Annotated in this window: 15 protein-coding genes; 9 read left to right on the top strand and 6 right to left on the bottom strand. The window is 64.7% G+C overall.

Translation table 11 applies throughout. The features are described 5' to 3' along the window. Positions 1-53: 53 nt before the first annotated feature. From SMA01S_RS05940 to SMA01S_RS05915, 6 genes are all read right to left on the bottom strand, one after another. A complete protein-coding gene (locus SMA01S_RS05940) occupies positions 54-707 on the bottom strand; it encodes a Crp/Fnr family transcriptional regulator (protein ID WP_218016845.1) in 654 nt (217 codons plus the stop codon). 268 nt (positions 708-975) lie between these two features. Continuing rightward, entirely contained in the window at positions 976-2,577 is a 1,602-nt protein-coding gene (locus SMA01S_RS05935; RefSeq protein ID WP_066819178.1) for an ABC transporter C-terminal domain-containing protein, read from the bottom strand. 194 nt (positions 2,578-2,771) lie between these two features. Next, positions 2,772-3,671, bottom strand: a complete 900-nt coding sequence (locus SMA01S_RS05930; RefSeq protein WP_218016844.1) for an ABC transporter ATP-binding protein — start codon at positions 3,669-3,671, stop codon at positions 2,772-2,774. Continuing rightward, complete coding sequence (locus SMA01S_RS05925; protein WP_084250117.1) at positions 3,668-4,588, bottom strand: ABC transporter permease; 921 nt, start codon at positions 4,586-4,588, stop codon at positions 3,668-3,670. Before SMA01S_RS05925 ends, SMA01S_RS05930 begins: the two co-directional genes overlap by 4 nt. Continuing rightward, positions 4,585-5,925: an ABC transporter substrate-binding protein gene (locus SMA01S_RS05920; RefSeq protein WP_218016843.1), complete on the bottom strand. Its 1,341-nt coding sequence runs from the start codon at positions 5,923-5,925 to the stop codon at positions 4,585-4,587. The genes SMA01S_RS05925 and SMA01S_RS05920 overlap by 4 nt, the downstream gene beginning before the upstream one ends. A gap of 726 nt (positions 5,926-6,651) precedes the next feature. Then, positions 6,652-8,043 carry an aspartate ammonia-lyase gene (locus SMA01S_RS05915; RefSeq protein WP_066819176.1) on the bottom strand — a complete coding sequence of 464 codons (1,392 nt, stop codon included), beginning with the start codon at positions 8,041-8,043 and terminating at the stop codon, positions 6,652-6,654. 205 nt (positions 8,044-8,248) lie between these two features. Here SMA01S_RS05915 and SMA01S_RS05910 point away from each other — a divergent pair, with 205 nt between their 5' ends. The 9 genes from SMA01S_RS05910 to SMA01S_RS05870 all read left to right on the top strand — a co-directional run bounded on the left by SMA01S_RS05910 (position 8,249) and on the right by SMA01S_RS05870 (position 23,051). Then, on the top strand, positions 8,249-9,277 hold the full coding sequence (locus SMA01S_RS05910; RefSeq protein ID WP_157093824.1) for a GlxA family transcriptional regulator: 1,029 nt from the start codon (positions 8,249-8,251) through the stop codon (positions 9,275-9,277). Positions 9,278-9,419: 142 nt separating this feature from the next. Beyond that, the gene (locus tag SMA01S_RS05905) at positions 9,420-11,654 is read left to right on the top strand and encodes a TonB-dependent receptor (RefSeq protein WP_066819171.1); all 2,235 of its coding nucleotides are present in this window, start codon (positions 9,420-9,422) and stop codon (positions 11,652-11,654) included. Between the two features lie 136 nt (positions 11,655-11,790). Continuing rightward, positions 11,791-13,056, top strand: coding sequence for an MFS transporter (locus tag SMA01S_RS05900; RefSeq protein WP_066819168.1), 1,266 nt, complete (start codon positions 11,791-11,793; stop codon positions 13,054-13,056). Beyond that, complete coding sequence (locus SMA01S_RS05895; protein ID WP_066819165.1) at positions 13,053-16,889, top strand: hydantoinase B/oxoprolinase family protein; 3,837 nt, start codon at positions 13,053-13,055, stop codon at positions 16,887-16,889. Before SMA01S_RS05900 ends, SMA01S_RS05895 begins: the two co-directional genes overlap by 4 nt. Before the next feature lie 37 nt (positions 16,890-16,926). Then, positions 16,927-17,958, top strand: coding sequence for a dipeptidase (locus tag SMA01S_RS05890; RefSeq protein WP_169804196.1), 1,032 nt, complete (start codon positions 16,927-16,929; stop codon positions 17,956-17,958). A 116-nt stretch (positions 17,959-18,074) separates the two neighbouring features. After that, complete coding sequence (locus SMA01S_RS05885) at positions 18,075-19,331, top strand: sarcosine oxidase subunit beta family protein (RefSeq protein ID WP_066819154.1); 1,257 nt, start codon at positions 18,075-18,077, stop codon at positions 19,329-19,331. Positions 19,332-19,343: 12 nt separating this feature from the next. After that, entirely contained in the window at positions 19,344-19,604 is a 261-nt protein-coding gene (locus tag SMA01S_RS05880) for a sarcosine oxidase subunit delta (RefSeq protein ID WP_066819151.1), read from the top strand. Then, the gene (locus SMA01S_RS05875) at positions 19,601-22,555 is read left to right on the top strand and encodes a sarcosine oxidase subunit alpha family protein (protein ID WP_066819148.1); all 2,955 of its coding nucleotides are present in this window, start codon (positions 19,601-19,603) and stop codon (positions 22,553-22,555) included. Before SMA01S_RS05880 ends, SMA01S_RS05875 begins: the two co-directional genes overlap by 4 nt. Then, positions 22,548-23,051, top strand: coding sequence for a sarcosine oxidase subunit gamma (locus tag SMA01S_RS05870; protein ID WP_066819137.1), 504 nt, complete (start codon positions 22,548-22,550; stop codon positions 23,049-23,051). Before SMA01S_RS05875 ends, SMA01S_RS05870 begins: the two co-directional genes overlap by 8 nt. The last annotated feature ends 19 nt before the right edge of the window (positions 23,052-23,070 follow it).

Raw genomic sequence — 23,070 nt, 5'->3', positions numbered from 1 at the left:
GACGCTATCAGAGCAACATCATGATGTCATCATGTCCTCGGCCGCGCTGACGATTAGCTTCCTGCGCCCGTGCGAATCCGATCCAGAATGTCCGCGCGGACGACGGTGATATTGCCACGCTTCACGGACAGGATTCCTTGGGCATGGAAGCGCTTGAGGCTGGCCGTCACCCATTGCCGGGTTGCTCCGACCATATGCGCGATTTCCTCATGCGTGAATTTCGTGCTGATCAGCGTCCCGCCGGGCTGCCGTAGACCATAGAGATCGGACAGATGCAGGAGCATATGCGCCAGCCGTTCGGTTACCGAACGCGTGCCGAGCATCTGCGCCATGGCCGAATAGCATTTGCCCTTGAACGTCAGTCCCTCGATGATGCCGATGGCAAGATGGGGTATCCCAAGCGCGAGTTCGCGCAGCGCAGCGCCGGGCAGATGAAGGGCGCTGACCCGCGTCGACGCCATGCCAGACCATACGTTGAGACCGCCGCCGAAGATTTCGGGCCCTCCGACGAAATTGCCGGCGTGCCAGAGCGCCAAGGTGATTTCGCGGCCCGATGGGGCGGTATAATAGACCCGGACGCGTCCGCTGGCGATCAGGTAGACGCCATCGTTCGCGCTGTCTTGCGTGAAGAGGATCGATCCCGGGCCGAACTCGCGTTCGATACCCTTTGCGACGACTTGAGCAATCTCGGCCTTGCTCAATCCCATCAGGAGAGGCGGTGGGCCACCTGACGGCGGGCTGTCGTGGGTCGACAAGAGCGCGCCCACGCGGTCGGAAATGCCTGCGCGCACATAGGGCGGGGGAGGCACGCTCGAAGCCCCGGCGGCGGATCGCGACCCGGCGATCACAGGCGCGCTATGCTGCATTGCAGCGAGACTGTCATATTCTTTCCCGTACGGCAATGCCCGTGCGAGCGCTCGCACGGGCGTGCGCCGCATGGGATCGGAGCCGGGCGGAGGAGCCGGTATGCCACGATCAGAACGGCAGGTAACGAATACTGGTGAGGACGGTCTGTTGGGCGCCGCGCGGCGCGACACCGGCGCCGTCGGCAAATGTCCTGCGCAATGTGGTCGAATATTCGACACCGAACTGGACGCGGCCGAAGTCGCCTTTGAACGCCTTGAACCAGCCACCCAAGGCGACCTGCTCGATCGAGCGGGTCAAGGCGGCACACGCCCCGCCTTCGATGGTGCAGCCACTATTGTCGATCTGGCCGAGGACGCCATAACCGAAGTCGGCGGATGGCAATGCTGCGGAGCGGAACACCCTGCCGCGCACTGTTTCCTTGCCCATGAACCCATACAGGTCGAACCGCGTCGTAAGGTGAAGCGTCGCTCCGGCGAGCCACATGGTCGCGGGCAGACCGACGAGGCGGCCGTCCGGCCGCACGGTGACGTCGGGCATTCCCGTGGTCCCGTACCGGCCAATGCCGTTCCCAAACAGAAGCGAACCATAGAGGTCGAGCCGCTTCGGGATCAGCTGGACGGAAAGGTTGCCGCCGCCACCGGCCATCCAGGAGACGGTGTTCGAGCTGCCGGGAACCAGTCCGAGCAGTTGCGCCTGTGATCCGGGCGCAGAAGTCACGGTAGCGCGCGCGTTGGCCGCTCGAAGAACGGCGATCGCTTCGATATGGAACGAGCGGCCGTGGGGTCGGCCATCCCAAGCGAGCTTGCCGATAACATCGGGATATTTGTTCAGGGAATAGCTGTTCGTGCCGAAGCCGCTGGTCGGAGCCTGGCTGTTGCTGAGCGTCACACCACCCGGCAGGAACGGCACCGCGCTCACGGTCTGTGGATTTTCAAGAGAGATCGCGCCCCATAGTTCCGGCGTGATCCGTTTGGTGACGCGGATCTGGGGCTGGCGCGCCCAAGCATAGCCTGGGATGAATTGGGCATCGATGCTCGGCGGCACGACTTCGCTGCGTAACGCGATGCCGGTCGCATTGGGCGTGATCAGCGACCAGGCCTGGCCGGCCATGATATCCAGCCCAGGCCGATCGAGATGGAGCTGGATGTAGAGTTGCCGCAGCCTTGGGTTATAGCCGTTCGCCTGCACCGAATTGGCGTTGACCGCGGCCCCTTGCAGATCGAAGTCGCCGAAGATGAAGCCGTGCGTCTTGGTGTCGACATCGCCCGATACCAGAATGCCAAGCCTGCTCTGCCGTCCTGAAAAGCGCATTTCGCCGGTGTGCGCCGCGCGATCATTGGCAAACGGGATGCGTGCGTAGTTGGACGCGATGTCGGCGGCCACATTGTGCGAACGGTAGATGGTCGCGGCTTCGAAGAAGCCGCTGAAGCTCACGGTGAGCTTCCGTCGGTTCGCGGCTGGTGCGGAGGCGGCGGTGGGTATGGTCGGTGCGGCCGAGCTCGTGGCAATGGATAGGGGCTGCGCTCGAGAGGGTTCGCCCTGCTGCGGGGCCAATTGCGCTTCGAGCGCGGCGATGCGGGCGTTGAGGGCCTCGATCTTGGCCTCGAGCGCATTTTCCTGCGCGCTGGTACTGCTTTGCGCAACAGCGGGCTGGCAGGCGAGCGGCACCAGGGCGGTGCTCGCGAGGAACAGGAAGATGCAGTGTCTCATCTCGATCCCTTTCTCGACGTGATGACGCCGTCCGGCGTCGGTCGCCTAGGGGACGGAACTTCCGTTTTCGGGCAGGCATGGTGGGTCGGACGGCGGTCGGCATGAGATGCCGTCCGCCGCGCGCGAACCGGCGCGGTGCACATGTCCTGGGCCTCGATCCGACGTTCGCGGGCGACCGGCCGCCCGCGATGGGGTCAGACGATCTGAGAAAAGTCCCGTCCAGCTAGATTGATGGATACTCCCTTGAGCGCGTCTGCGTTCAGCTCGCCGCCCAAGGCCTTCAGACTCTCTTCCCGTATCAATTGCATGAGTCTCGCCCTCAGGGCGACGAACTCTGCTGTGTTGCTTATCGATGGTTCGCGCGGACGATCGAGTTCGATCCTGACCTCCGCCTTGATGCCGCCCGGCTTGGCCGACATGACATAGACCCGGTCGGAAAGGAAAATCGCCTCGTCGATATCATGGGTGACGAACAGCACGGAGATCTTGAGCTGCTGCCAGATGTTCGTGAGGATCTGCTGCATGATCAACCGGGTCTGCGCATCGAGGGCCCCGAACGGTTCGTCGAGGAGGAGGATGCGGGGCCCCGTGGCCAGAGCGCGGACGATGCCGACACGCTGCTTCATGCCGCCCGACAGGCGGTCGGGATATTGATCCTCGAAGTCCGAAAGGCCCGTCAATCCGAGCAGGGTGCGCGCAGCGAGCGCGCGCGTGCTCCGGTCCTTGCCCTTCATCTTGAGGCCGAATTCCACATTCTGGCGGACCGTCATCCAGGGGAAAAGCGAATAATGCTGGAAGATCATGCCCCGGTCGGCACCGGGCCCGCGGATCGGTTCGTCATCGACGGTGACCGATCCGCTGCTCGGTGTGAGGAAGCCGGCAAGGGCATTGAGGAGGGTCGATTTGCCGCATCCCGAGGGACCGAGGATCGAGACGAATTCCCCAGGCCGGACGTGGAGCGAGACATTGTGGACAGCTTCGACCTCCCCCTCGAGGGTCGGATAACGCAGGCCGAAACCTTCCACCCGGATATGGCCTCGCGGCTGTTCGGTGGGGGTCTGATCCACGCTCATCGATACCGGATCATCGATCATCGCCCGGCCCTCCAGGGCATGAGGAGTTTGCCGAGGAAGCGGATGAGGCCGCTTGAAAACAGCCCCAGCGCGCCGATGCTGATCATTCCGAGAACGATATTGGGATAGTCGACCAGCGAATAAGCCTGCCAGGTGAAATAGCCGATGCCATATTGGCCCGAGATCATCTCGGCGGCGATCAGCGAAATCCAGGCAACCCCCATGCCGACCGTCAGGCCGGTGAAGATCTGTGGCAATGCGCTTTGCAGATACACTTCCCTGAAGATGGTGATCTCGCCCGCCCCGAGACAACGCGCCGCGCGAACCAGGACCGGATCGATCGCATCGACGCCATGCAACGTGTTGACGAGGATCGGGAAGAAAGACCCGATGAAGGTGATGAACAGGATCGATTCCTCGCTTGTCGGCCATAGCATGATGGAGATCGGCACCCAGGCGATGGCGGGTATCGGCCGGAATATCTCGGCTAGCGGAAAGACGATCGCGCGTGCGAGCCGATACCGGCCCATGACCAGACCGGTCGGGATCGCAACGAGCGCGGCGAGCGCGAACCCGATGAAGATACGGCGGCAACTCGCCAGGACGTGGACCAGGAACGCGCCGCTCGAGAACTGACGGCTCGTCGCGTCGAGCACCTGGCCCGGCGAGGGGACATTCTCGAAACGCACATAGAGATCGACATGGTTGGCGCTGAGCAAATGCCAGCCGATGAGAGCCACGAGCACCGCGCCCGCACCGATGACAGTATCGATCAGACGCTGGCGGTTGAGGTCGAGCCAGCGGCGCGCGCGCACAGCGAGGGTCGGTCCCGGTGGAGGGGGTGGTGGCGTCTCGATGGTCAGCGGCTCCGCTGGCGTGCGATTGGCGAGGACAACGACGTCCGCCTGCCAGTCGCGAGGCAATCCTGCCGGCTTCATCGTCCCGCTCCGGGCTGACCCTGCGTGGTCAAGGCGGCGAAGGTGAGGCTTTGGCCTCCAACGCGCCGCGCGAAGGCATCGGCATCGGGCTTCAGCATGAATGCGGCCAGATCACCATTGGCTGCCTGGGCATAAAAGGCCTGATCGGCGAAGAGCTTGATACCGCGCACCTTGTCGAAGACATATGCCACGTCGATCGCCTGTCCGCGCTTGCGAAGCGCGTTATAGGCATCGATCGTGCATCGCGTATCCGCATGGGGTGTGATCGCGCCGCCGGTCAGCCAGATCTCGCCGGCCTCGCGCGGCACGGTCACCGGCTTGTTGCAGAAGCGATCGTAGCCGCCGACCTCGTAATTGGCCGTCGTCCCTGTCTGTTGCTCATAGGAGCGGCCGCGGGCGGCGAAGACCTTCCGCAAATAGCTGTCGTCGAGCCAGGCGCCGACATCGAAGGTCGTCACCTTCCCGATCTCCTGCAAGGTCTTCACGTCCTCGCGGGCGGCCGCGACCAACTGCGGCTTGATCGTCGGGTCCATCGTCATGATGCCGCCGGGCCCGAGATAGATATAGACCACTTCCTTATCGACCCCGGTCCATTCCGAGATCTTTTCGGCGGCGCGCTTCGGATCGGCGCGTACCCAGTCCGCGGCGTCCATCATCGCCTTCAGATAGGCATCGACGATTTCGGGATAGGCTTTAGCGAAATCGTCGCGGACGACGACGCCGTGGAATGTCGGGACGCCGATTTGCGCGCCATCGAAGATCTTACGGGCAAATCCGCGATGCGGCAGCAGTTCGGGGTAGGGGACGAAATCTGCATGGCCGCCGATCTTCTGTTGTTCCAGGTTGGTGGAACCAACCTCGGGTGCCTGGTTGACGACCTGCAGATAGTCGGCGGGCAAGCCGTTGCGTTTGAGCGCGCGCAACAGCATGCCGTGGGCGGCCGAGCCGAACGGCACGCTGACGACCTGACCTTTTAGATCGGCCAGTGCGTAATAAGCCGAGCGGCTGTTCACGACTACGCCGTTGCCAGACCCGGCCAGATTATACGCGGCGACGGCTATCAGCCGCGACTGTCCTTCGCGCGACTGGGCAAATGTGTAACCGTTCACGATCAGCGGATAGTCGCCCATCACACCGAGTTGGAGCTTGCCGGCGATCATACCGTTGGTGATCGGCGGCCCCGACGTGAAGTTCTCCCATGAAACGGTAATTTTCTTGCCGGCATATTTGCCGTCATGAGGCAGATATTTTTCGAGGAGGCCCAGTTTTCGGATCACGATCCCGGCGATTGCGGTGTTCGTCGTCGCGTCCTGGGTTCCGATACCGATGGAGATCATCGCGGAATCGGACTGTTGACCACAACTGGCTAAAGATGCGGCAAGCGCGGTCAGCGCAATAGTGTTTCGAATAAATCGGTACGGCGATCTGTTGGGCACGGCGTTTCCCCAAATCATGCGCATCCTTCGATGTCATGGAAACGTAACCAGCCAGCCATAGCCCGGAAAGCAATTAGTTGCCGTTTTGGTCGATTTCAGATTGTGCACCTGCTAAGTAGAAATCATGCCTCGGCATTTGCCATTTTTGTAGGCAGTTCCGACGGAATTGCCTACTTTATTGGCAGTTTGATTTGTGATTGCATATTTGCCCGAATGGGAGTGCTGCGATGCAGCATGAAAGGGGATTGAGATGGTCGTGCTTCGTGGCATACGATCGCGACACGAGCGGAGGCGGCATCAGGGCGCACTGGCATCCCCCTGAAATATCGCAATATTCGAGTCATGTCCTCAAGGTCGGGCCACGCAGGTCGGGACAAGTCGGTTGAGATATGGCCGGAGCCAGTCTCCGCCGCGTGGTGGTGGGTATGCGCGGCGCGAACGGTGCCGGCGCGGCGGTTCGACGCGCGCCGTGCCAAAAAAAGCGGCGCCATGATAAAATCGCCGATCGAGCATGCGCAAAGCGCATGGGACAATCCCATCTCGGGCGCGCAACCTGCGGGGATGGCTCGTCGGAAAAGACATGCCCTGCCCGAGGTCGCACCGCGAGAAGTCCGCCGCCCGCGCCGATCAATCGTGCGGGTTGATCGCCATCCCGATCAATACGTCAACCTGCTCCTTGCGCAAATGGCCCTCGGCAATGGCCAACTCGGTGAACGTCCGGCCTTCGGCAGCCGCCCGCTGTACGAGGTGGGACGTCTCGTCATAACCGATGCTGGGCAACAAGGCCGTCGCGATCGCGCTCGATTGGTGGAGGAGCTGCTCCATACGGCTTATGTTCGGCTCGATCCCGGTGATGCAACGCTCTCTGAACAGCCTCAACCCGTTGGTCAGGATCCGCATGCCTTCAAACAGGTGAAAGGCGATGATCGGTTCATAGGGATTGATTTCGAGTTGGCCCTGTTGCGCTGCGGCGGCGATCACCACGTCATAGCCGGCAAGCGTGAAGCCCAACTGGCAGATAGCCATCGGTACGACGGGATTCACCTTCCCGGGCATGATCGAGGATCCCGGCTGGAGCATCGGCAGCGCCAGTTCGGCGAAACCCGCCGCCGGTCCGGAGGACAACAGGATCAAGTCGTTCGCGATCTTGGCGATCGAGGTCGCTGCTGTGCGCAGTTCGCCCGACAGCCGCGTGAAGACATCGGCGTTCGCGAGCGCGTCGAACAGGTTGTCGGCTTTTGCGAAATTGTCTCCCGTGCGCTGAGACAAGTGATGAAAGAAAGCGCGTTTGTAGCCCGGCGCGGATCCAAACCCGGTTCCGATCGCGGTCGCGCCGATAGGCAATGTCAAAAGCTCGTCGGCGCGCGCGCGCAACGCCTCCACCAACCGTCGCGTCAGCACGGCATGCGCGCCGAACGACTGGCCAAGCGTCATCGGCTGCGCGTCCTGCAGGCAGGTGCGGCCGACCCGCAGCACCGACCGGAAGGTCTGCGCGCGTTCGACAAAGGCGGCTTCGAGCGCGACGAGCTCAGTAACCAACTCGCTGAGCGATTGCCGGCAGCCCACCTTGATCGCGCTCGGGATCACATCGTTGGTCGACTGGCAGCGATTGACATGATCATTGGGATGGACGCGGTCATAGATTCCGATCTCTCCGCCGAGGAGTTGCGCGGCACGGTTGGCCAGCACTTCGTTGATGTTCATGTTGATCGAGGTCCCGCCAGACCCTTCGAACATGTCCACCACGAGATCGCTGTTGAGCCGCTGCGCGGCCAGTTCGTCGGTCGCCCGAACGATTGCGTCGGCGACATCTGGAGCGATCTGACCGATGTCACGATTGGCGAGCGCGGAGGCCGCCTTGACCGTCGCAAGGCCGAGAACGAATGCCGGGAAGTCCCCGATGGTGCGTCCGGAGATGGCGAAATTCTGGCGCGCTCTGGCGGCACCGGGGCCGTAGAGCGCGGTTGCGGGGAGGGCCACGGGCCCCATGCTGTCGATATCGGTACGAACGTCGTTCATGATTTTCCTCGTCTGCAATGACGCCGCTTTGCCCAAGCGTCGGCGTTGCCGCTTGCAGCAGGCAGACATCCAGCGGACCATGCGCGTCGCACGCGAGGATGGGGGCCGTCCCATCGCGTGACGATGCGACCAGGAAGCGCGTGGGACGGATGATTGAATTCGGGGGGATTCGTGACACATTATTTATCGTGTGCAGGCGTGGACGATGACTGAGATGGACGAGGGGCACGATCGCAGCGCGCCATCCGAACAGCGGGTAGAGGAAGACGTTCAGGCTGCGAGTGTCGCATTCCTGCTGATCCCGGGTTTCTCGATGCTGGCGTATGTGACTGCCATCGAATCGCTTCGTGCCGCCAATCAGATCGCGGGCCGCCAGCTCTACCGCTGGGAGCATATGAGCCCGGCGGCCGGTTCTGCGGCGGCCTCCAATCTTGTCGAGATTCGCTGCGATGGCGAACTTGGCCCGGCCGGCCATGACTATGTCTTCGTCTGCGCGAGCGACGAGGGCGGTGAGTTCCGCGACAGCCATGTCCTGGCCTGGCTCCGCAGCCAGGCCGCGCGGGGCGCGCGGATGGGCGCGATGGGCGGCGGCGCCTTCCTCCTGGCGCGTGCCGGGTTGCTACAGCGGCGGCGGGTGACCCTGCACTGGGCCTATGCTTCGGCGTTCCGCGAGGAATTTCCCGAGGTCGACGTGCATCGCTCGCTCTACGAGATCGATGGCCCGATCATGACGTCGGCGGGAGGCATGTCACCGCTCGACATGATGCACGCGATCATTCGGGATGTGCATGGCGAACAGCTCGCCGTCGGCGTCAGCGAATGGTTCCTTCACACCGATATCCGTGAGGGGCAGAAACCCCAGCGTCTGTCGTTCCAGATCCGGATGGGGGTCAACCATCCCGGCCTCATTCGTGCGCTTGAACGGATGGAGGCGGCACTCGAGGACCCACTGTCACGCGCCGAACTGGCACAGGTGGCCGGTGTGTCGGAACGCCAGCTCGACCGGCTCTTCCTCGCCCAGGTCGGGTTGCCGCTCAGCGCTTATTATCTCAAGCTCCGACTCGAGCGTGCACGCCAATTGGTCCTCCAGACCTCGCTCACCTTAACCGAGGTCGCGATCGCCACCGGCTTCAACAGCGCCAGCACCTTCTCCAAATCCTATCGCGGACAGTTCGGGAGCCCGCCCAGCGCTCATCGGCTCGCCTGGCTGCGGCGCAAGCGGGGAAGCGCCTGACCGTGGGGGGCCGGTTCCAGCCATGGCCCAGGACCGGTGAGCTTGAGCGAATCTTGCAAATTTGTGTCGGCTGGGGACAAATCATTCTCTCCGAGCGACCTAGCCTGACGATGCCATAACAACATCGTTCAGGGGGAAAGCCATGAATCCCACATTGATGCGAGCGTCACAGATTGCGCTAGGCGCGGCGCTCTGCTGCGGTGCGACGCCCGTCCTTGCGCAAAGCGCGCCCGCTCCGGTGCCGGCCAGCGATCCGCAGGCAGCATCGTCCCAGGAGGCGACGCCGCAGGATGCCATTCCCGATATTACCGTGACGGCGCGCCGCCGCAGCGAGAGCCTTCAGGTGGTCCCGGATTCGATCAGCGCATTGCCCGCGCAGATGATCGCCAATGCCAACGTTCGCACCATCGCCGATGTCGCCCGGCTCACCCCGGGGTTGAATTTCCGCAACGGCGGCGCTTTCTCGGGCAATTATTTCGACATCCGCACCCGCGGCATCGGCTCGGCTCAGGGAGGTTTCCCCTCGGTGTCGATCATTGTCGATGGTGTTCCCAACGATTCCGGCGACGCGCTCACCTCGGGCTCGCTCGGCGACGTCGAGCGTATCGAAGTGCTGCGCGGACCGCAGAGCGCGCTCTACGGCTCGGGCGCGATCGCAGGCGCGATCAATGTCATCACCAAGCGCCCGACCGACGATTGGACGACCTCGGGCAGGCTGTATTTCGGCAATGGCAGCGATCTTCAGGCCCAGGCCGCGGTCGCCGGCGCGCTGGTGCCCGATAAAGTCCTGCTCCGCGTCTCGGGCAATTTCCGCGACGATAACGGCCGCATCGACAGCCAGACCAACGGCCTCCACCTGGACTTCCACAATCGCAAGCAGATCGAGGGTCGGTTGATCCTCGACCCGACTTCTAATTTCGAGGCCGACCTGAAGGCGAGCTATGACGACCAGAAGGGTGGATACGCTTTCCAGGGGCGCGGTTCGGTCACCGGCAACATCAGCAGCGTCATCAACACCGACGATCCGGTCATCGCCCGCCGTGTTCCCGGCGTGCAGACACGCAACTTCGCCCGGTTCTCCGGACGGCTCAACTGGGACATCGGCGGCGTCTCGCTGACGTCGATTTCCGCCTACAGCCAGACCCGGCAAACGGGCTTCGGCAGCGCCTGCTATGACGACGTCAACAATCCCGGCTTCCCAGCGCCCGATGGCCTTGGTGGCGAGATCTGCCTGGGCAATACCCGAGCCTTTGGCGATGCCGCCAAGACCGGGCAGGTAATCGAGCGCTTCCAATATGGCTCGGACAACATCGACTCCTATTATCAGGACCTCCGCCTGTCCTCGCGCGGCAGCGGACCGATCAGCTGGATGGTTGGCGGGTCGGGCTTCTGGCGCAGCGTCGACAGCATCTCGGGCGGCTACAATCAGGTCGCCGGTACGGTCGGCCAGGTGCCGACCAATCTCACCGTCAATCGTAAGAAGGACGATTGGTGGGGAGTCTATGGCCAATTGTCCGGCAAGTTCGGCCGGTTCGAGCTGACGGTGAACGCGCGCTACGACCGCCAGATCTATCGCAACACGTCCTATAAGGATGCGGCGTTCACGCAAATCCTTCAGGTGACGAGCCCGACCGGGACGCTCGAGAACACCCAGCGCGAGGACACGCGCGCGTTCCAGCCAAAGGCGCAGATCAGCTATCGGATCGACGACACCAAGATGGTTTATGCGACCGTCTCGCGGGGCTTCCGCGCCGGCTATTTCAACGCCGGACAATATGCGATCCCCGAGCACACGACCAATTATGAAGGCGGCCTCAAGACCGAATGGTTCGATCGGCACCTGCTGGTCAATCTGGCCGGCTTCCATATCGACTATTCGGACCAGCAATTGTCCGCGACCACCAATACGCCGCCGTTCCGCGTGCCGGTCACCATCCCCAAGACGACGATCAACGGCGCCGAGCTCGAGACGACCGTCCGTGTGCTGCCGGGCTTCACGCTCAACGGCAATCTCGCATATCTTGATGCCAAAGTTGCCGGAGGGACGGAGTCTCCGAAGTCGCCGCGCTGGAGCGGTGCGATCGGCGCACAGTTCAATCAGTCGCTCGTGGGCGATTGGTCGCTCAATGCCCGCGGAGATTTCTCCTTTCACTCGGCCCAATATCTCTTCACCTTCAACACGCAGCGCGTGCCGGCCAAGCAATATCTCAACCTGCGCATCGGCGTGGAGAAACCCCAGTTCGGCGTCTATTTCGTGGGCTCGAACCTGACCAACACCCAGGAGCCGCAGCTCCAGGCATCGGCAACGACCCCGTACCGCGTGATCTATCCCACCGATCCGCGCAGCTACGGCGTCGAAGTACGGTTCAACTTCTGATGTCCAAGGTGGCGGCGGTCGTCGAGATTCGACCCGGGCGGCCGCTGGCACCCGCGACCGGCGGGCGGGGTAACGCCCGCCGGCTCGCTTACCTCGATGCCCAGGGCTATCGTCGCCGTCGAGCGTCGCCCTGGCGATGGAGACGGTCATCATGATGCACGGCACGGCAACGAGCGCGCCTGGCGGCCGGCGACAGGCGCTTGCCTATCTCGCGATCGTCCTGGTTGGAATCGCCGGGATCGCGATCTCGTCGGTCAAGGCGATCATCATCGGCACCTACGTCCACGATTTCGGCATGTCGGCGCCGGTCGCTGGCTATCTGCTGAGCGTCGAGATGATCGCCGCCACCCTCGGTGTCATCCTATCGACGCTGGTGGGTGGGCGCCTACCGCTCGCCGCGGCGTTGGCTGCGATCTTTATCGGCGATGTCGGGACGGCGATGTCGAACACGGCGCCTGCGCTGTTCGCCTGGCAGATCGTCGCCGGGCTGGGCCATGGCTTCACCCTTGGCCGGATGGGGCAGGGCGTTGCGGCAATGACCAATCCGCAGCGCGCGACAGGCTTCTACACGGTCAGCTACCTGCTGCTGTCATCGCTCAACGCCTATTTTCTGCCCGACACCAAAGCGCTGCTCGGTCCGCATGCCCTGTTCCTGACGCTCGCCGTCACCGGACCGCTCGCGCTGCTTGGCTTGCGCTGGTTTCCGGATGTGGATCCGCGAGGCGCACATCGCGTGGAGAAAGGAACTGCGGCCGTCGGCGTCGCGCTCACTGCCTTCGTGATGCTGGCCTTCCTGCTCTGGTATCTCGGCATCGGCGGGTTCTGGCCCTTCATGGGGCAGTTCGGCGAGCACGCAGGTCTCGCGTTCGATGACCGCACGCGGGTGCTGGGGAGCGCCAACCTCTTCGGGCTTGCGGGTGCCAGCATCTCTCTCGTGATCGGCAATCGTTTCGGCTCATTCCGCCCGCTCGCCTGCTTCGTGTCGCTCCAGGTGGTCGCCGTGGCCATCCTGATGACGTGGACCGGCAACCCGATCGCCTTCATGGTCGCGGCATGGCTCTACGTCTTCGCCTGGCTCGGTGGCTTCCCCAATCAGCTCGGCCTGCTCTCGCGTCTCGACCCGACCGGTCGGCTCAATGCCCTGTCCTATGTCATGGGCAACATCGCCTATGCGATCGGGCCGGCCGGTGTCGGGCTCTTGCTCCGCTCGGCCCCCGACCAGGGTACAGGACTCGACTGGCTCCAATATCTCGGCTTCGCCCTCTTGATCTTGAGCGGGGCGATGATCGTCTCGCTCGCCTTCAGGATCGATCGGCAGCGCGGCCTGATCGGCCGCACCATTCCCCAACCTCCCGCTACAGCGCCTGACGGGCGCACCATTCTCAGAGGAGAGATTTCGTGACCAGCAGCCCCGCCGCCCGCGAGAACAATCGCTGGCGCATCGGTTTCGACATCGGCGGCACCTTTACCGATTTCGTGCTCTACGACGGCGACGCGGGTAGCGTGCGTCTGCACAAGCGGCTGACCACCCCGCATGACCCGTCAGAGGCTGCGCTCGCGGGGCTCGGCGAGCTGGTGGCGATGGCAGAGATCGGCCTCGAGGACGTCGGCGAGATCGTCCACGGCACGACGCTCGTCACCAATGCGGTGATCGAGCGCAAGGGGGCCAAGCTCGGCCTGATCACGACGCGGGGCTTTCGCGATTCGCTCGAAATGGGGCGGGAGCAGCGGTACGACATCTATGATCTGTTCCTCCGGTTTCCCGAGCCGATGGCGTCGCGCGATCTCAGGCTCGAGGTCGACGAACGGATCGACCGCGACGGCGCCATCGTGCAGCCGCTCGATCGAGACGCGGTGCGGGCCTGCCTTGGTGAACTGGCCGCAGCGGGTGCCGAAGCGGTCGCGGTCGTCTTGCTGCATGCCTATCGTAATGCCGAGCACGAGCGGATCATCGGGGAGATCGCGCGTGCTGAATTCCCGGACCTTGCGGTGTCGCTATCGAGCGAGGTCGTGTCCGAGATCGGCGAATATGAGCGTGGGGTCACCACCTGCGCCAACGCCTATGTCCAGCCGTTGATGGCGCGCTATCTGGACAAGCTGCAGGGCACGCTCGCCGCCCGGGGGTTCGCCGGATCGCTCTACCTCATGCATTCGGCTGGCGGGTTGGTGTCTCTCGAGACCGCCAAGGCCTTCCCGATCCGCCTGCTCGAATCCGGGCCGGCCGGCGGCGCGCTCGCCACCGCCCTGTTCGGCCAGCTTGCCGGCAAGCAGGAAGTGATCGCCTTCGACATGGGCGGGACCACCGCCAAAGCCGCGCTGATCGGGGCGGGGCGGGTCGATATCGCGCCGATGCTCGAGGCCGGTCGCGTCCATCGTTTCGCCAAGGGATCGGGCCTGCCGATCAAGACGCCGACCGTGGACCTGATCGAGATTGGAGCGGGCGGCGGCTCGATCGCAGCGATCGACGAGGTCGGGCTGCTCAAGGTCGGCCCGCATTCGGCGGCGTCGGATCCGGGGCCGGCCTGTTACGGGCTGGGCGGCACGCAACCGACCGTCACCGACGCAAACCTTGTGCTCGGCTATTACGATCCCGGCTTCTTCCTGGGTGGCCGGATGGCCCTCGACCGCGATGCCGCCGAGACCGCGGTGGCGTCGCTTGCGGCCCCGCTCGGCCTCGCCCCTGCAGAGGCAGCCTGGGGCATCCACAAGGTGGTGGTCGAAAGCATGGCGGCCGCGGCCCGCGTCCATCTTGTCGAGAAGGGGCTCGATCCGCGCCATTATGCGATGGTCGGGTTCGGCGGCGCCGGACCGGCCCATGTCTGCGATGTCGCGCGGGTGCTCGGCGTGACCGAGGTCATCGTGCCGCCGGCCTCAGGTGCCGCATCGGCGCTCGGTTTTCTTACCGCGCCGCTCTCCTATGAGATGGTGCGCTCGCGCCCGATCGAATTCGCGCCGGGCTTCGATGCTGCGGCCGCCAATGCCGTTCTGGCCGAGATGGAAAAGGAGGGGCGCCAGCGATTGCACGAGGCGGGCGTCGAGGATGCCGCGCTCCTTGTCGAGCGATCAGCCGACATGCGATTGATCGGTCAGACCCATGACATCTCAGTGCCGCTGCCGGGCGGGATCATCGCCGAGGCTGACCTCGGGGCTATCCGTGCAGCTTTCACCCGGGTCTATTCGGCGCGGTACACAGCGGTGTTCGAGGAAGCCCGTATCGAAGCGATCAATTTCCGCGTTCGCGTAATAGGCCCGACGCCGGCCTTGTCGCTGAGCGGCGCGGCGGGCGGGGGCGATATCCGCCACAAGACCAAGGGGCGTCGGCCTGCCTATTTCGGCGATGGCTATGTCGAGACCGAGGTGTACGATCGCTACGCGCTTGCCGCCGGCGACAGCTTTGCCGGCCCCGCGATCATCGAGGAGCGCGAGGCGACCACCGTGATCGCGCCCGGCGACCGCTTCACCGTCGACGAGGGCCTCGACCTTCGGATCACGGTGGCGGCGAGCAGCGCGGCTCGCGCATTGATCACGGCCGACATGCCGCTTGCCGAAGCGATGGAGCGGATCGAAGCCGATCCGATTGCGCTCGAAATCATGTGGAGCCGCTTGGTCACGGTGGCCGAGGAGATGTGGTCGACGGTCTGTCGCACCGCCTTCTCGCTGGTCATCTCGGACGCACAGGATTTCGCCTGCGAGCTGCTTGATCCCGAGGGCGAGCCCATCGCCCATTCACCCCGCGCCATGCCCTTGTTCAACTTGGCATTGCCGCGTGGCGTCAAGGCGCTGCTCGATGTCTATCCGTCGCACACCCTCAAGCCGGGTGACGTCCTGATCACCAACGATCCCTGGCTGTGCGCCGGGCACCTGTTCGATATTGCCGTGGTCACCCCGGTGTTCCGCGACGATGTCGTGGTCGGTCTCGCGGCGACCGTTGCGCATGTCTCCGATATCGGCGGCACCAAGAATGTCCGTGCGACGCGCGAGATCTTCGAGGAGGGGTTCCAGATCCCGCCGATGAAGCTCATCGAGGGAGGACGTCCTAACGAAACCCTGTTCCGGTTGCTGGGCGAGAACGTCCGCAATCCCGACGAGGTGATCGGCGATATCCATGCGCTGCTCGCGGCCAACGAGATCGGTGCGAAACGCCTTCTCGCGTTCATGCAGGATTACGGCATGGCCGACTTGCGCGCGCTGACGGCAGTCGTTCAGGGTCGCTCGGAGCGCGCGATGCGGGATGCGATCCGCCGACTGCCGGACGGTGTCTATGAGGCCGACGCCTACACCAACCCGGTCGACGGGCCGCTGCGCATCCCGGTTCGCCTCGAAGTATCGGGCGACACGATCGAGGTGGACTTCGAAGGCGCACCACCGCAGCTCAAGCAGGGCGCATTCAATTCGACGCTGAACTACACCGCTGCCCAGGCAACCTACCCGCTCAAATGCCTGCTCACGCCGGACGTGCGCGGCAACGCCGGCGACTATCGTCCGATCCGCGTGAAGGCGCCGGAGGGATCGATCCTCAACTGCACCCGGCCGGCGCCGGTGAGCCAGCGCACGCGCACCGGCTGGTATATCGCGCCGGCGATGTTTCGTGCCCTGGCCGGCGCGGTTCCCGATGGCGTTCAGGCCTTTACCGGGGTGGCCGTCAATCCGCGGCTCTATGGTCTGGACGCGCAGGGTCAGATCTATGCCGAGATCTTCTTTGCCGGCGGCGGGCAGGGCGCTTCCGCGCATGGCGACGGCAAATCGGGGCTCCTCTATCCGACGTCGGCGGCCAACACGTCGACCGAGCTGTTCGAGGCCCGGGTGCCGGTGCTCGTGCTCGAGAAGAACTATGTCGCGGATTCGGGCGGTGCCGGCGAATATCGCGGTGGCCTCGGCCAGCGCATGCGCTTTCGCAAGCTCCACGGCGACGGGCTCGAGACGCAGGTGTCGTTCTTCCCCGATACGGTCGAACAGGAAGGCCTGTTCGGCGGGCGGCCCGGCGCGCCGGGCGCCGGCCGCGTGCTAGATGCACAGGGCGCGACATTGCGCGACTGCGGCACCGGCAACCTCCTCATCCTGACCGAGGCCGATCACGTGGTCGAGGTCACGCTATCGGGCGGGTCGGGCTATGGCGACCCCGCCGCCCGGTCGCGCGACGCGATCGAAGAGGACATCCGGCTGGGCCTCGTCACCCGGGAAGGGGCGATGCGCGACTATGGGGCGACGGATGCGCCGTCGCGGCAGGCCGCGTGACCCTCAACGATCTGACCGCAAAGCGAAGGAGCAAATGATGGCCGAGACACAGACGGCGCCCAGCCTGCGGGACGATGGCGACGATATTCCCGCGCGCGCGCGGGCCCTGCTCGAGGATGCCCTGGTGTGGGACGCCCATGGCGGCTTCACCAGCAAGCCCGACCAGACGCTCGACGAATTGCGCATCTGGGAACGCAATCACGTCGACTTCCTGTCGGTCAATGTCGGCTTCGACATCCATCCCTGGGAATTCGCGATCCGGACCGTCGCGGCCTATCGTCACTGGTTCGCGGCCCGTCCGGAGCGTTTCGTGCTGGTCGAGAACACTGCCGACATCCTGCGCGCCAAAAACGACGGGAAGATGGCGATCGCGTTCGACCTTGAAGGAGCGGTGGCGCTGGGCGGACAATTGTCGATGCTGCAGCTCTACCGCCGCATGGGCGTGCGGCAGATGCATTTCGTCTACAATCTCAACAACGAGGCGGGCGGCGGTTGCCAGGATGACGATCAGGGACTGACCGATTTCGGACGGGACCTGGTCCGCGAATGCAATCGCCTCGGGGTTCTGCTCGACCTCTCTCATACCGGCGAGCGCACGACGATGGAGATCATGGAGGCCTCATCGCTTCCCGTGGTCTTCTCGCATTCCAACCCCAAGGCGCACACCGATCATCCCCGCAACATCACCGACGGGCAAATGATCGCCGTCGCGGCCAGGGGCGGCCTCGTTGGCGTGACCGGGGTCGGTCGCTTCATGGGCGACCCCGCCGCGAGGTCGGAGAGCTTCGTGCGCGCGATCGATATGGCCGTCGAACGGGTCGGCATCGATCATGTCGGCATGGGGATCGACTACACCTTCAAGCCGGGGGCCTATTCGCGCTCGCCCGAGACATGGCCGGCGCAACATTATACGGGCACCTTCGCCTATATGAGTCCCGACCAGTTGCCGGAGATCACCGAGTTGCTGCTGCGCAGGGGCTATTCGGAAGCCGATATCCGCGCGGTCTACGGGACCAACTTCCTGCGTATCGCCGAGCAGACCTGGGACGCCCAATCCGGCGCCGCGTGAATCGCGCAAGAACGTCGGCGCACGCCACGCCGACGTCCGCCAGGACCAAACGGCCACCATTCTCACCGTCACTATGACCCGCAGGCAGTTGCCGAGCGGGGGATCCATCAATCAGCATGACCCGATATTCTATCGCGAGCTTGATGCGTAATGCCTTGTCAGGGCACAAGAAATGGCAGCCGGCCTGGCGTGATGCCGCGCCGCGCGAGGCGTATGACATCATCATCGTCGGCGGTGGCGGACATGGTCTTGCGACGGCGCATTATCTCGCCAGCGTCCATGGGATCACCAACGTCGCCGTGATCGAGAAGGGCTGGATCGGCGGCGGCAATGTCGGCCGCAATACGACGATCGTCCGGGCCAACTATCTGCTCGAGGGTAACGAGCCCTTCTACGAATGGTCGCTCCGGCTCTGGGAGGGGCTTGAGCAGGACCTCAACTACAACGCCATGATGAGCCAGCGGGGGGTGCTCAACCTCTTCCATTCCGATGCGCAGCGCGACGCTGCGGCGCGGCGCGGCAATGCCATGCTGCTCCATGGTTCGGATGCCGAACTGCTCGATCGGGACGCCGTGCGCAAACTGGCACCGTTCCTCAATTTCGATAGCGCGCGCTTTCCGATCGAAGGAGGGCTCCTCCAGCGCCGAGGTGGTTCGGCGCGGCACGACGCGGTCGCCTGGGGCTATGCCCGCGCGGCATCGGGGCGTGGCGTCGACATCATCCAGAATTGCGAGGTGTTGGGCTTCCTGCGCGATGCGCGCGGTGCTGTCACCGGCGTCGAGACGACGCGAGGGGCCATTCGCGCGGGGAAGGTCGGGATCGCGGTCGCGGGCAACTCGTCCAGGGTCGCCGGAATGGCCGGGCTCCGACTCCCGATCGAGAGCCACGTCCTGCAGGCGTTCGTCTCCGAGGCACTCAAGCCGGTCATTCCTGGCGTCATCACCTTCGGCGCCGCGCATTTCTACATCAGCCAGTCGGACAAGGGCGGGCTCGTCTTCGGCGGCGATGTCGACGGCTATAACAGCTATGCCCAGCGCGGGAATCTCCCGATCGTGGAGGATACCTGCGAGAGCGCGATGGCGCTCATGCCGATGATCGGTCGCGCGCGCCTGCTACGTAGCTGGGGCGGCATCATGGATATGTCGATGGACGGTTCGCCGATCATCGACCGCGCACCGGTCGACGGCCTCTATGTCAATGCCGGCTGGTGTTACGGCGGGTTCAAGGCGACCCCCGCCTCGGGCTGGTGCTTCGCCCATCTGCTGGCCACCGACCGCCCGCACGAGGTGGCGACAGCCTATCGCCTCGACCGGTTCGCCACCGGCCGCATCATCGACGAAAAGGGCCAGGGCCCTCAACCCAATTTGCATTGAGGACGCCTGAGGATGCGTATTCCCTGTCCCTATTGCGGCAACCGCGACTCGAGCGAATTCTCGTATCGGAGCGATGCCGCGCCCGTGCGGCCGGCAGCCGACGCGCCGGTGGCCGCCTTCCATGATTATGTCTATCTGCGCGACAACCCCGCCGGGCCGATTAGCGAGCATTGGTATCACGCCGCGGGGTGTCGCGCCTGGCTGGTGGTGACGCGCGACACCCGGACCCATGAGATCAGCGCTGCCGCGATCGCGCAGGAGTTCGTGCGATGAGCCGGTTGGCAAAAGGCGGCCTGATCGACCGCGGCCGCCCACTCGGCTTCACTTTCGATGGCCGTGCCTATCAAGGGTTCGAGGGTGACACGCTCGCATCGGCCTTGGTGGCGAACGATGTTCGGCTGGTTGGCCGCTCGTTCAAATATCACCGCAGACGCGGCTTGCTCACTGCCGGTGGCGAGGAACCCAACGGGATCGTGACGATCGGCGCCGGCGCCTATGCCGAACCGAACACGCGTGCAACGACGGCTTGGCTCCACGAGGGCATGGAAGCGGTTAGCCAGAACCGCTGGCCCAGCCTCGCGCTCGACGTCCTGTCGGTTAACCAGCTGTTTGCGCCGATCTTTGTCGCGGGCTTCTACTACAAGACCTTCATGTGGCCGAAGAGCTTCTGGGAGAAGCTCTACGAACCAGCGATCCGCCGCGCGGCAGGGCTTGGCGCGTTGAGCGGACGCCCCGATCCGGACAGCTATGACCGGATGCATGGCTTTTGCGATCTGCTGGTGATCGGCGGTGGTCCGGCGGGGCTCGCGGCAGCATTGGTCGCAGGCCGGGCGGGGCTGCGCGTCATCCTGGCGAATGAGGACGCGCGGTTCGGGGGGCGGCTTCTTTCCGAACGGCAGCGGATCGATGGCCAGTCCGGTCCCGAATGGGCCGGGGCGGTGGAAGAAGAGTTGCGAGCACTTCCCAATGTGACGCTGCTGGCGCGCACGCTGGTCTTCGGTGTCTATGACGGCTGCGAATATGGCGCGGTCGAGCGGCTCGCCGATCAGCCCGTCGCTGGCGGCGCAAAGCCCCGTCAGCGGTTATGGAAGATCGAGGCACGGCAGGCGGTGCTCACCGCAGGCGCCATCGAGCGGCCGCTGGTCTTTGCCGGCAACGATCGGCCCGGCGTGATGATGGCGTCGGCCATTTCCACCTATGTGAACCGTTTCGCTGCCGCTCCGGGCCGGCGCGCTGCGATTTTCACCACAACCGATAGCGGCTGGCAGGCCGCTGCCGACCTCGTCGCGGCCGGCGTCGATCTCGCCGCGGTGATCGATCCGCGGCCGGATCTGCCGGCGGGTGCCGAAACCTTGATGCGGGCCGGGGTCGACTGCCTTGGCGGTGCGATGGTGCGCGAAACGCATGGTCGTAACCTAAAGGCGATCACGGTCGTGCGCGCCGATGGCCGCACCCGCCGCATCGAGGTCGATCTGCTCGGTGTGAGCGGCGGCTGGAATCCGTCGATCGGCATCGCCAGCAATCTCGGGGCAAGGCCGGTCTGGTCCGATGCGCTCGCGACCTTCCTGATCGATCGAGCTCCTCCAGGATTGCGTGCCGCGGGCGCTGCCGCCGGTCGGTTCGGCCTTGCCGATGCCCTGCGCGATGGCGCGGACGCCGGTATCGCCGCCGTCACCGCACTTGGCCGCACCACGCCGACGCCTCCTGTCTGGCGAAGCACCGAGGAGGATACCGGGGCGGCGCCGCTGTGGCATGTGCCGGGTGGCAAGGCGAAGGCGTTCGTCGACTTCCAGCACGATGTCACTGACGCCGATATCGGTCTGGCAGCGCGGGAGGGTTTTGTCTCGGTCGAGCATCTCAAGCGCTACACGACGCTCGGGATGGCGACGGATCAGGGGAAGACCAGCCAGGTGAACGGCCATGCCCTGCTCGCTGCCGCGACTGGCAAGAGCATCGCGCAGGCCGGTACGATCATGGCGCGACCGCCCTATCTGCCGGTTGCCATCGGTGCGTTGGCCGGGCACCACCGCGAAGCCGATTACCGTCCGGTCCGTCTCACTGCCGCACATGATTGGGCAGTCGCGCGTGGGGCCACCTTCGTCGATGCGGGTTTGTGGCGACGCCCACGCTGGTTCGCCCGGCCTGGCGAGCACGATTGGAGCGAGACCGTGCGACGCGAGGCGGTCGCGGTGCGCAGCGGGGTCGGGGTTTGCGACGTGTCGACCTTGGGCAAGATCGAGGTGCACGGACCCGACGCGGGCCTGCTGCTCGACCGTCTCTATATCAACACGATGTCGACGCTGCCGCTCGGCAAGGCCCGTTACGGCGTGATGCTGCGCGAGGACGGTATCGTGCTCGACGACGGCACGGTCACGCGGTTCGGCCCCGAACGCTTCTATCTGACGACGACCACCGCCAATGCGGCCAAGGTGATGCAGCATATCGACTTCGCGCGGCAGGTGATCTGGCCCGAACTCGATGTCCAGGCCGCCTCGGTCAGCGAGCAATGGTCGACCTACGCGGTGGCGGGGCCGCGCTCGCGCGATGTGCTTCGGACGGTCTTCTCCGACCTGTCGCTCGACGACAGCGCGCTGCCGTTCATGGGCGCGCACGAATTCCGCTGGCAGGGCAAGGCGGCGCGGATCTTCCGCGTCTCCTTTTCGGGCGAGCGCGCCTATGAGGTCGCCGTGCCGGCGCTGCTCGGCAAGGCATTGATGGAAGCGCTGTTCGAGGCTGGTCTTCCCTATGGCATCGTCCCTTATGGCACCGAGGCGCAGACGCTCATGCGCATCGAGAAGGGCCATGCGGCCGGCCCGGAGCTCAATGGCCAGACCTCGGCCGCCGACCTCGGCCTCGGGCGTATGATGTCGAAGAAGAAGGACTTCATCGGACGCGCGCTCTCCGAGCGGCCCGGCATGGCCGATCCCGACCGCCCGACGCTCGTCGGTCTCAAGCCGGTCCGCTCGACCGACCGGCTCCCGGCGGGCGCCCATCTCATGCCGGAATTCGGCACGCCGCGGGCTGCCGATGACCAGGGCTGGATCAGCTCGTCGACATTCTCGCCGAGCCTCGGGCACTGGATCGCAATCGCTTTCGTCCGCAACGGTCCGACGCGCATCGGAGAACGCCTGCGTCTCTACGACCCGCTGCGCGGCGCCGAAGGATTGGTCGAGATCTGCAGCCCCGTGTTCGTCGATCCGGAAGGGAGCCGTGTCCGTGGTTGAGACCGTCACCATCACCGAGCGGACCGGACTCGGCCTCGCGATCATCCAGGCCCGCAAGAGCGTTGATCGCGCCGCGATCGGCGCCGCGCTGGGCCTGGATCTGCCCGATGGTCCCGGATGCAATGGCGACCACCGCCTCGCCGCGATCGGCACCGGCCCCGGGAGCTGGTTCCTGGTGAGCGAGGATGCAGGCGACGGCTGGGCGGAGGCGCTCGCCAGCGCGCTTGACGGCCGGGCCGCGCTGTTCGACCAGTCGTCGGGCTATGCCGTGGTGAGACTCTCGGGCGCAGGTGCGCGCACGGTGCTGCAAGCCGGCGTCGCGATCGACCTCCATCCGGACCGTTTTGGTGCCGCTGCCTCGGTCGCCACCCAGATCGCCCATATCGGTGTCCTGTTGTGGCAGGCTGCCGACGGATCGGGTTTCGACCTCGCTTTCTACCGCAGTTATCGCGCGAGCCTCGAGCACTGGCTCACGGGCGCGGTTGCGGCACGCTGATCGGAATCGGGAGACGCTC

Source organism: Sphingomonas mali NBRC 15500 (assembly GCF_001598415.1).
Taxonomy (GTDB): domain Bacteria; phylum Pseudomonadota; class Alphaproteobacteria; order Sphingomonadales; family Sphingomonadaceae; genus Sphingomonas; species Sphingomonas mali.
The sequence above is the reverse complement of the archived record's forward strand: the minus strand, read 5'-3'. Positions and strand labels throughout refer to the sequence as shown.

Excerpts from the sequence above, each read along its gene's own strand:
- SMA01S_RS05920 (WP_218016843.1), bottom strand. The coding sequence starts at position 5,925 with ATGATCTCCATCGGTATCGGAACCCAGGACGCGACGACGAACACCGCA.
- SMA01S_RS05885 (WP_066819154.1), top strand. The coding sequence starts at position 18,075 with ATGACCCGATATTCTATCGCGAGCTTGATGCGTAATGCCTTGTCAGGG.
- SMA01S_RS05875 (WP_066819148.1), top strand. The coding sequence starts at position 19,601 with ATGAGCCGGTTGGCAAAAGGCGGCCTGATCGACCGCGGCCGCCCACTC.
- SMA01S_RS05925 (WP_084250117.1), bottom strand. The coding sequence starts at position 4,588 with ATGAAGCCGGCAGGATTGCCTCGCGACTGGCAGGCGGACGTCGTTGTC.
- SMA01S_RS05910 (WP_157093824.1), top strand. The coding sequence starts at position 8,249 with ATGACTGAGATGGACGAGGGGCACGATCGCAGCGCGCCATCCGAACAG.
- SMA01S_RS05890 (WP_169804196.1), top strand. The coding sequence starts at position 16,927 with ATGGCCGAGACACAGACGGCGCCCAGCCTGCGGGACGATGGCGACGAT.
- SMA01S_RS05940 (WP_218016845.1), bottom strand. The coding sequence starts at position 707 with ATGGGATTGAGCAAGGCCGAGATTGCTCAAGTCGTCGCAAAGGGTATC.
- SMA01S_RS05880 (WP_066819151.1), top strand. The coding sequence starts at position 19,344 with ATGCGTATTCCCTGTCCCTATTGCGGCAACCGCGACTCGAGCGAATTC.
- SMA01S_RS05900 (WP_066819168.1), top strand. The coding sequence starts at position 11,791 with ATGGAGACGGTCATCATGATGCACGGCACGGCAACGAGCGCGCCTGGC.
- SMA01S_RS05935 (WP_066819178.1), bottom strand. The coding sequence starts at position 2,577 with ATGAGACACTGCATCTTCCTGTTCCTCGCGAGCACCGCCCTGGTGCCG.
- SMA01S_RS05930 (WP_218016844.1), bottom strand. The coding sequence starts at position 3,671 with ATGATCGATGATCCGGTATCGATGAGCGTGGATCAGACCCCCACCGAA.
- SMA01S_RS05905 (WP_066819171.1), top strand. The coding sequence starts at position 9,420 with ATGAATCCCACATTGATGCGAGCGTCACAGATTGCGCTAGGCGCGGCG.
- SMA01S_RS05915 (WP_066819176.1), bottom strand. The coding sequence starts at position 8,043 with ATGAACGACGTTCGTACCGATATCGACAGCATGGGGCCCGTGGCCCTC.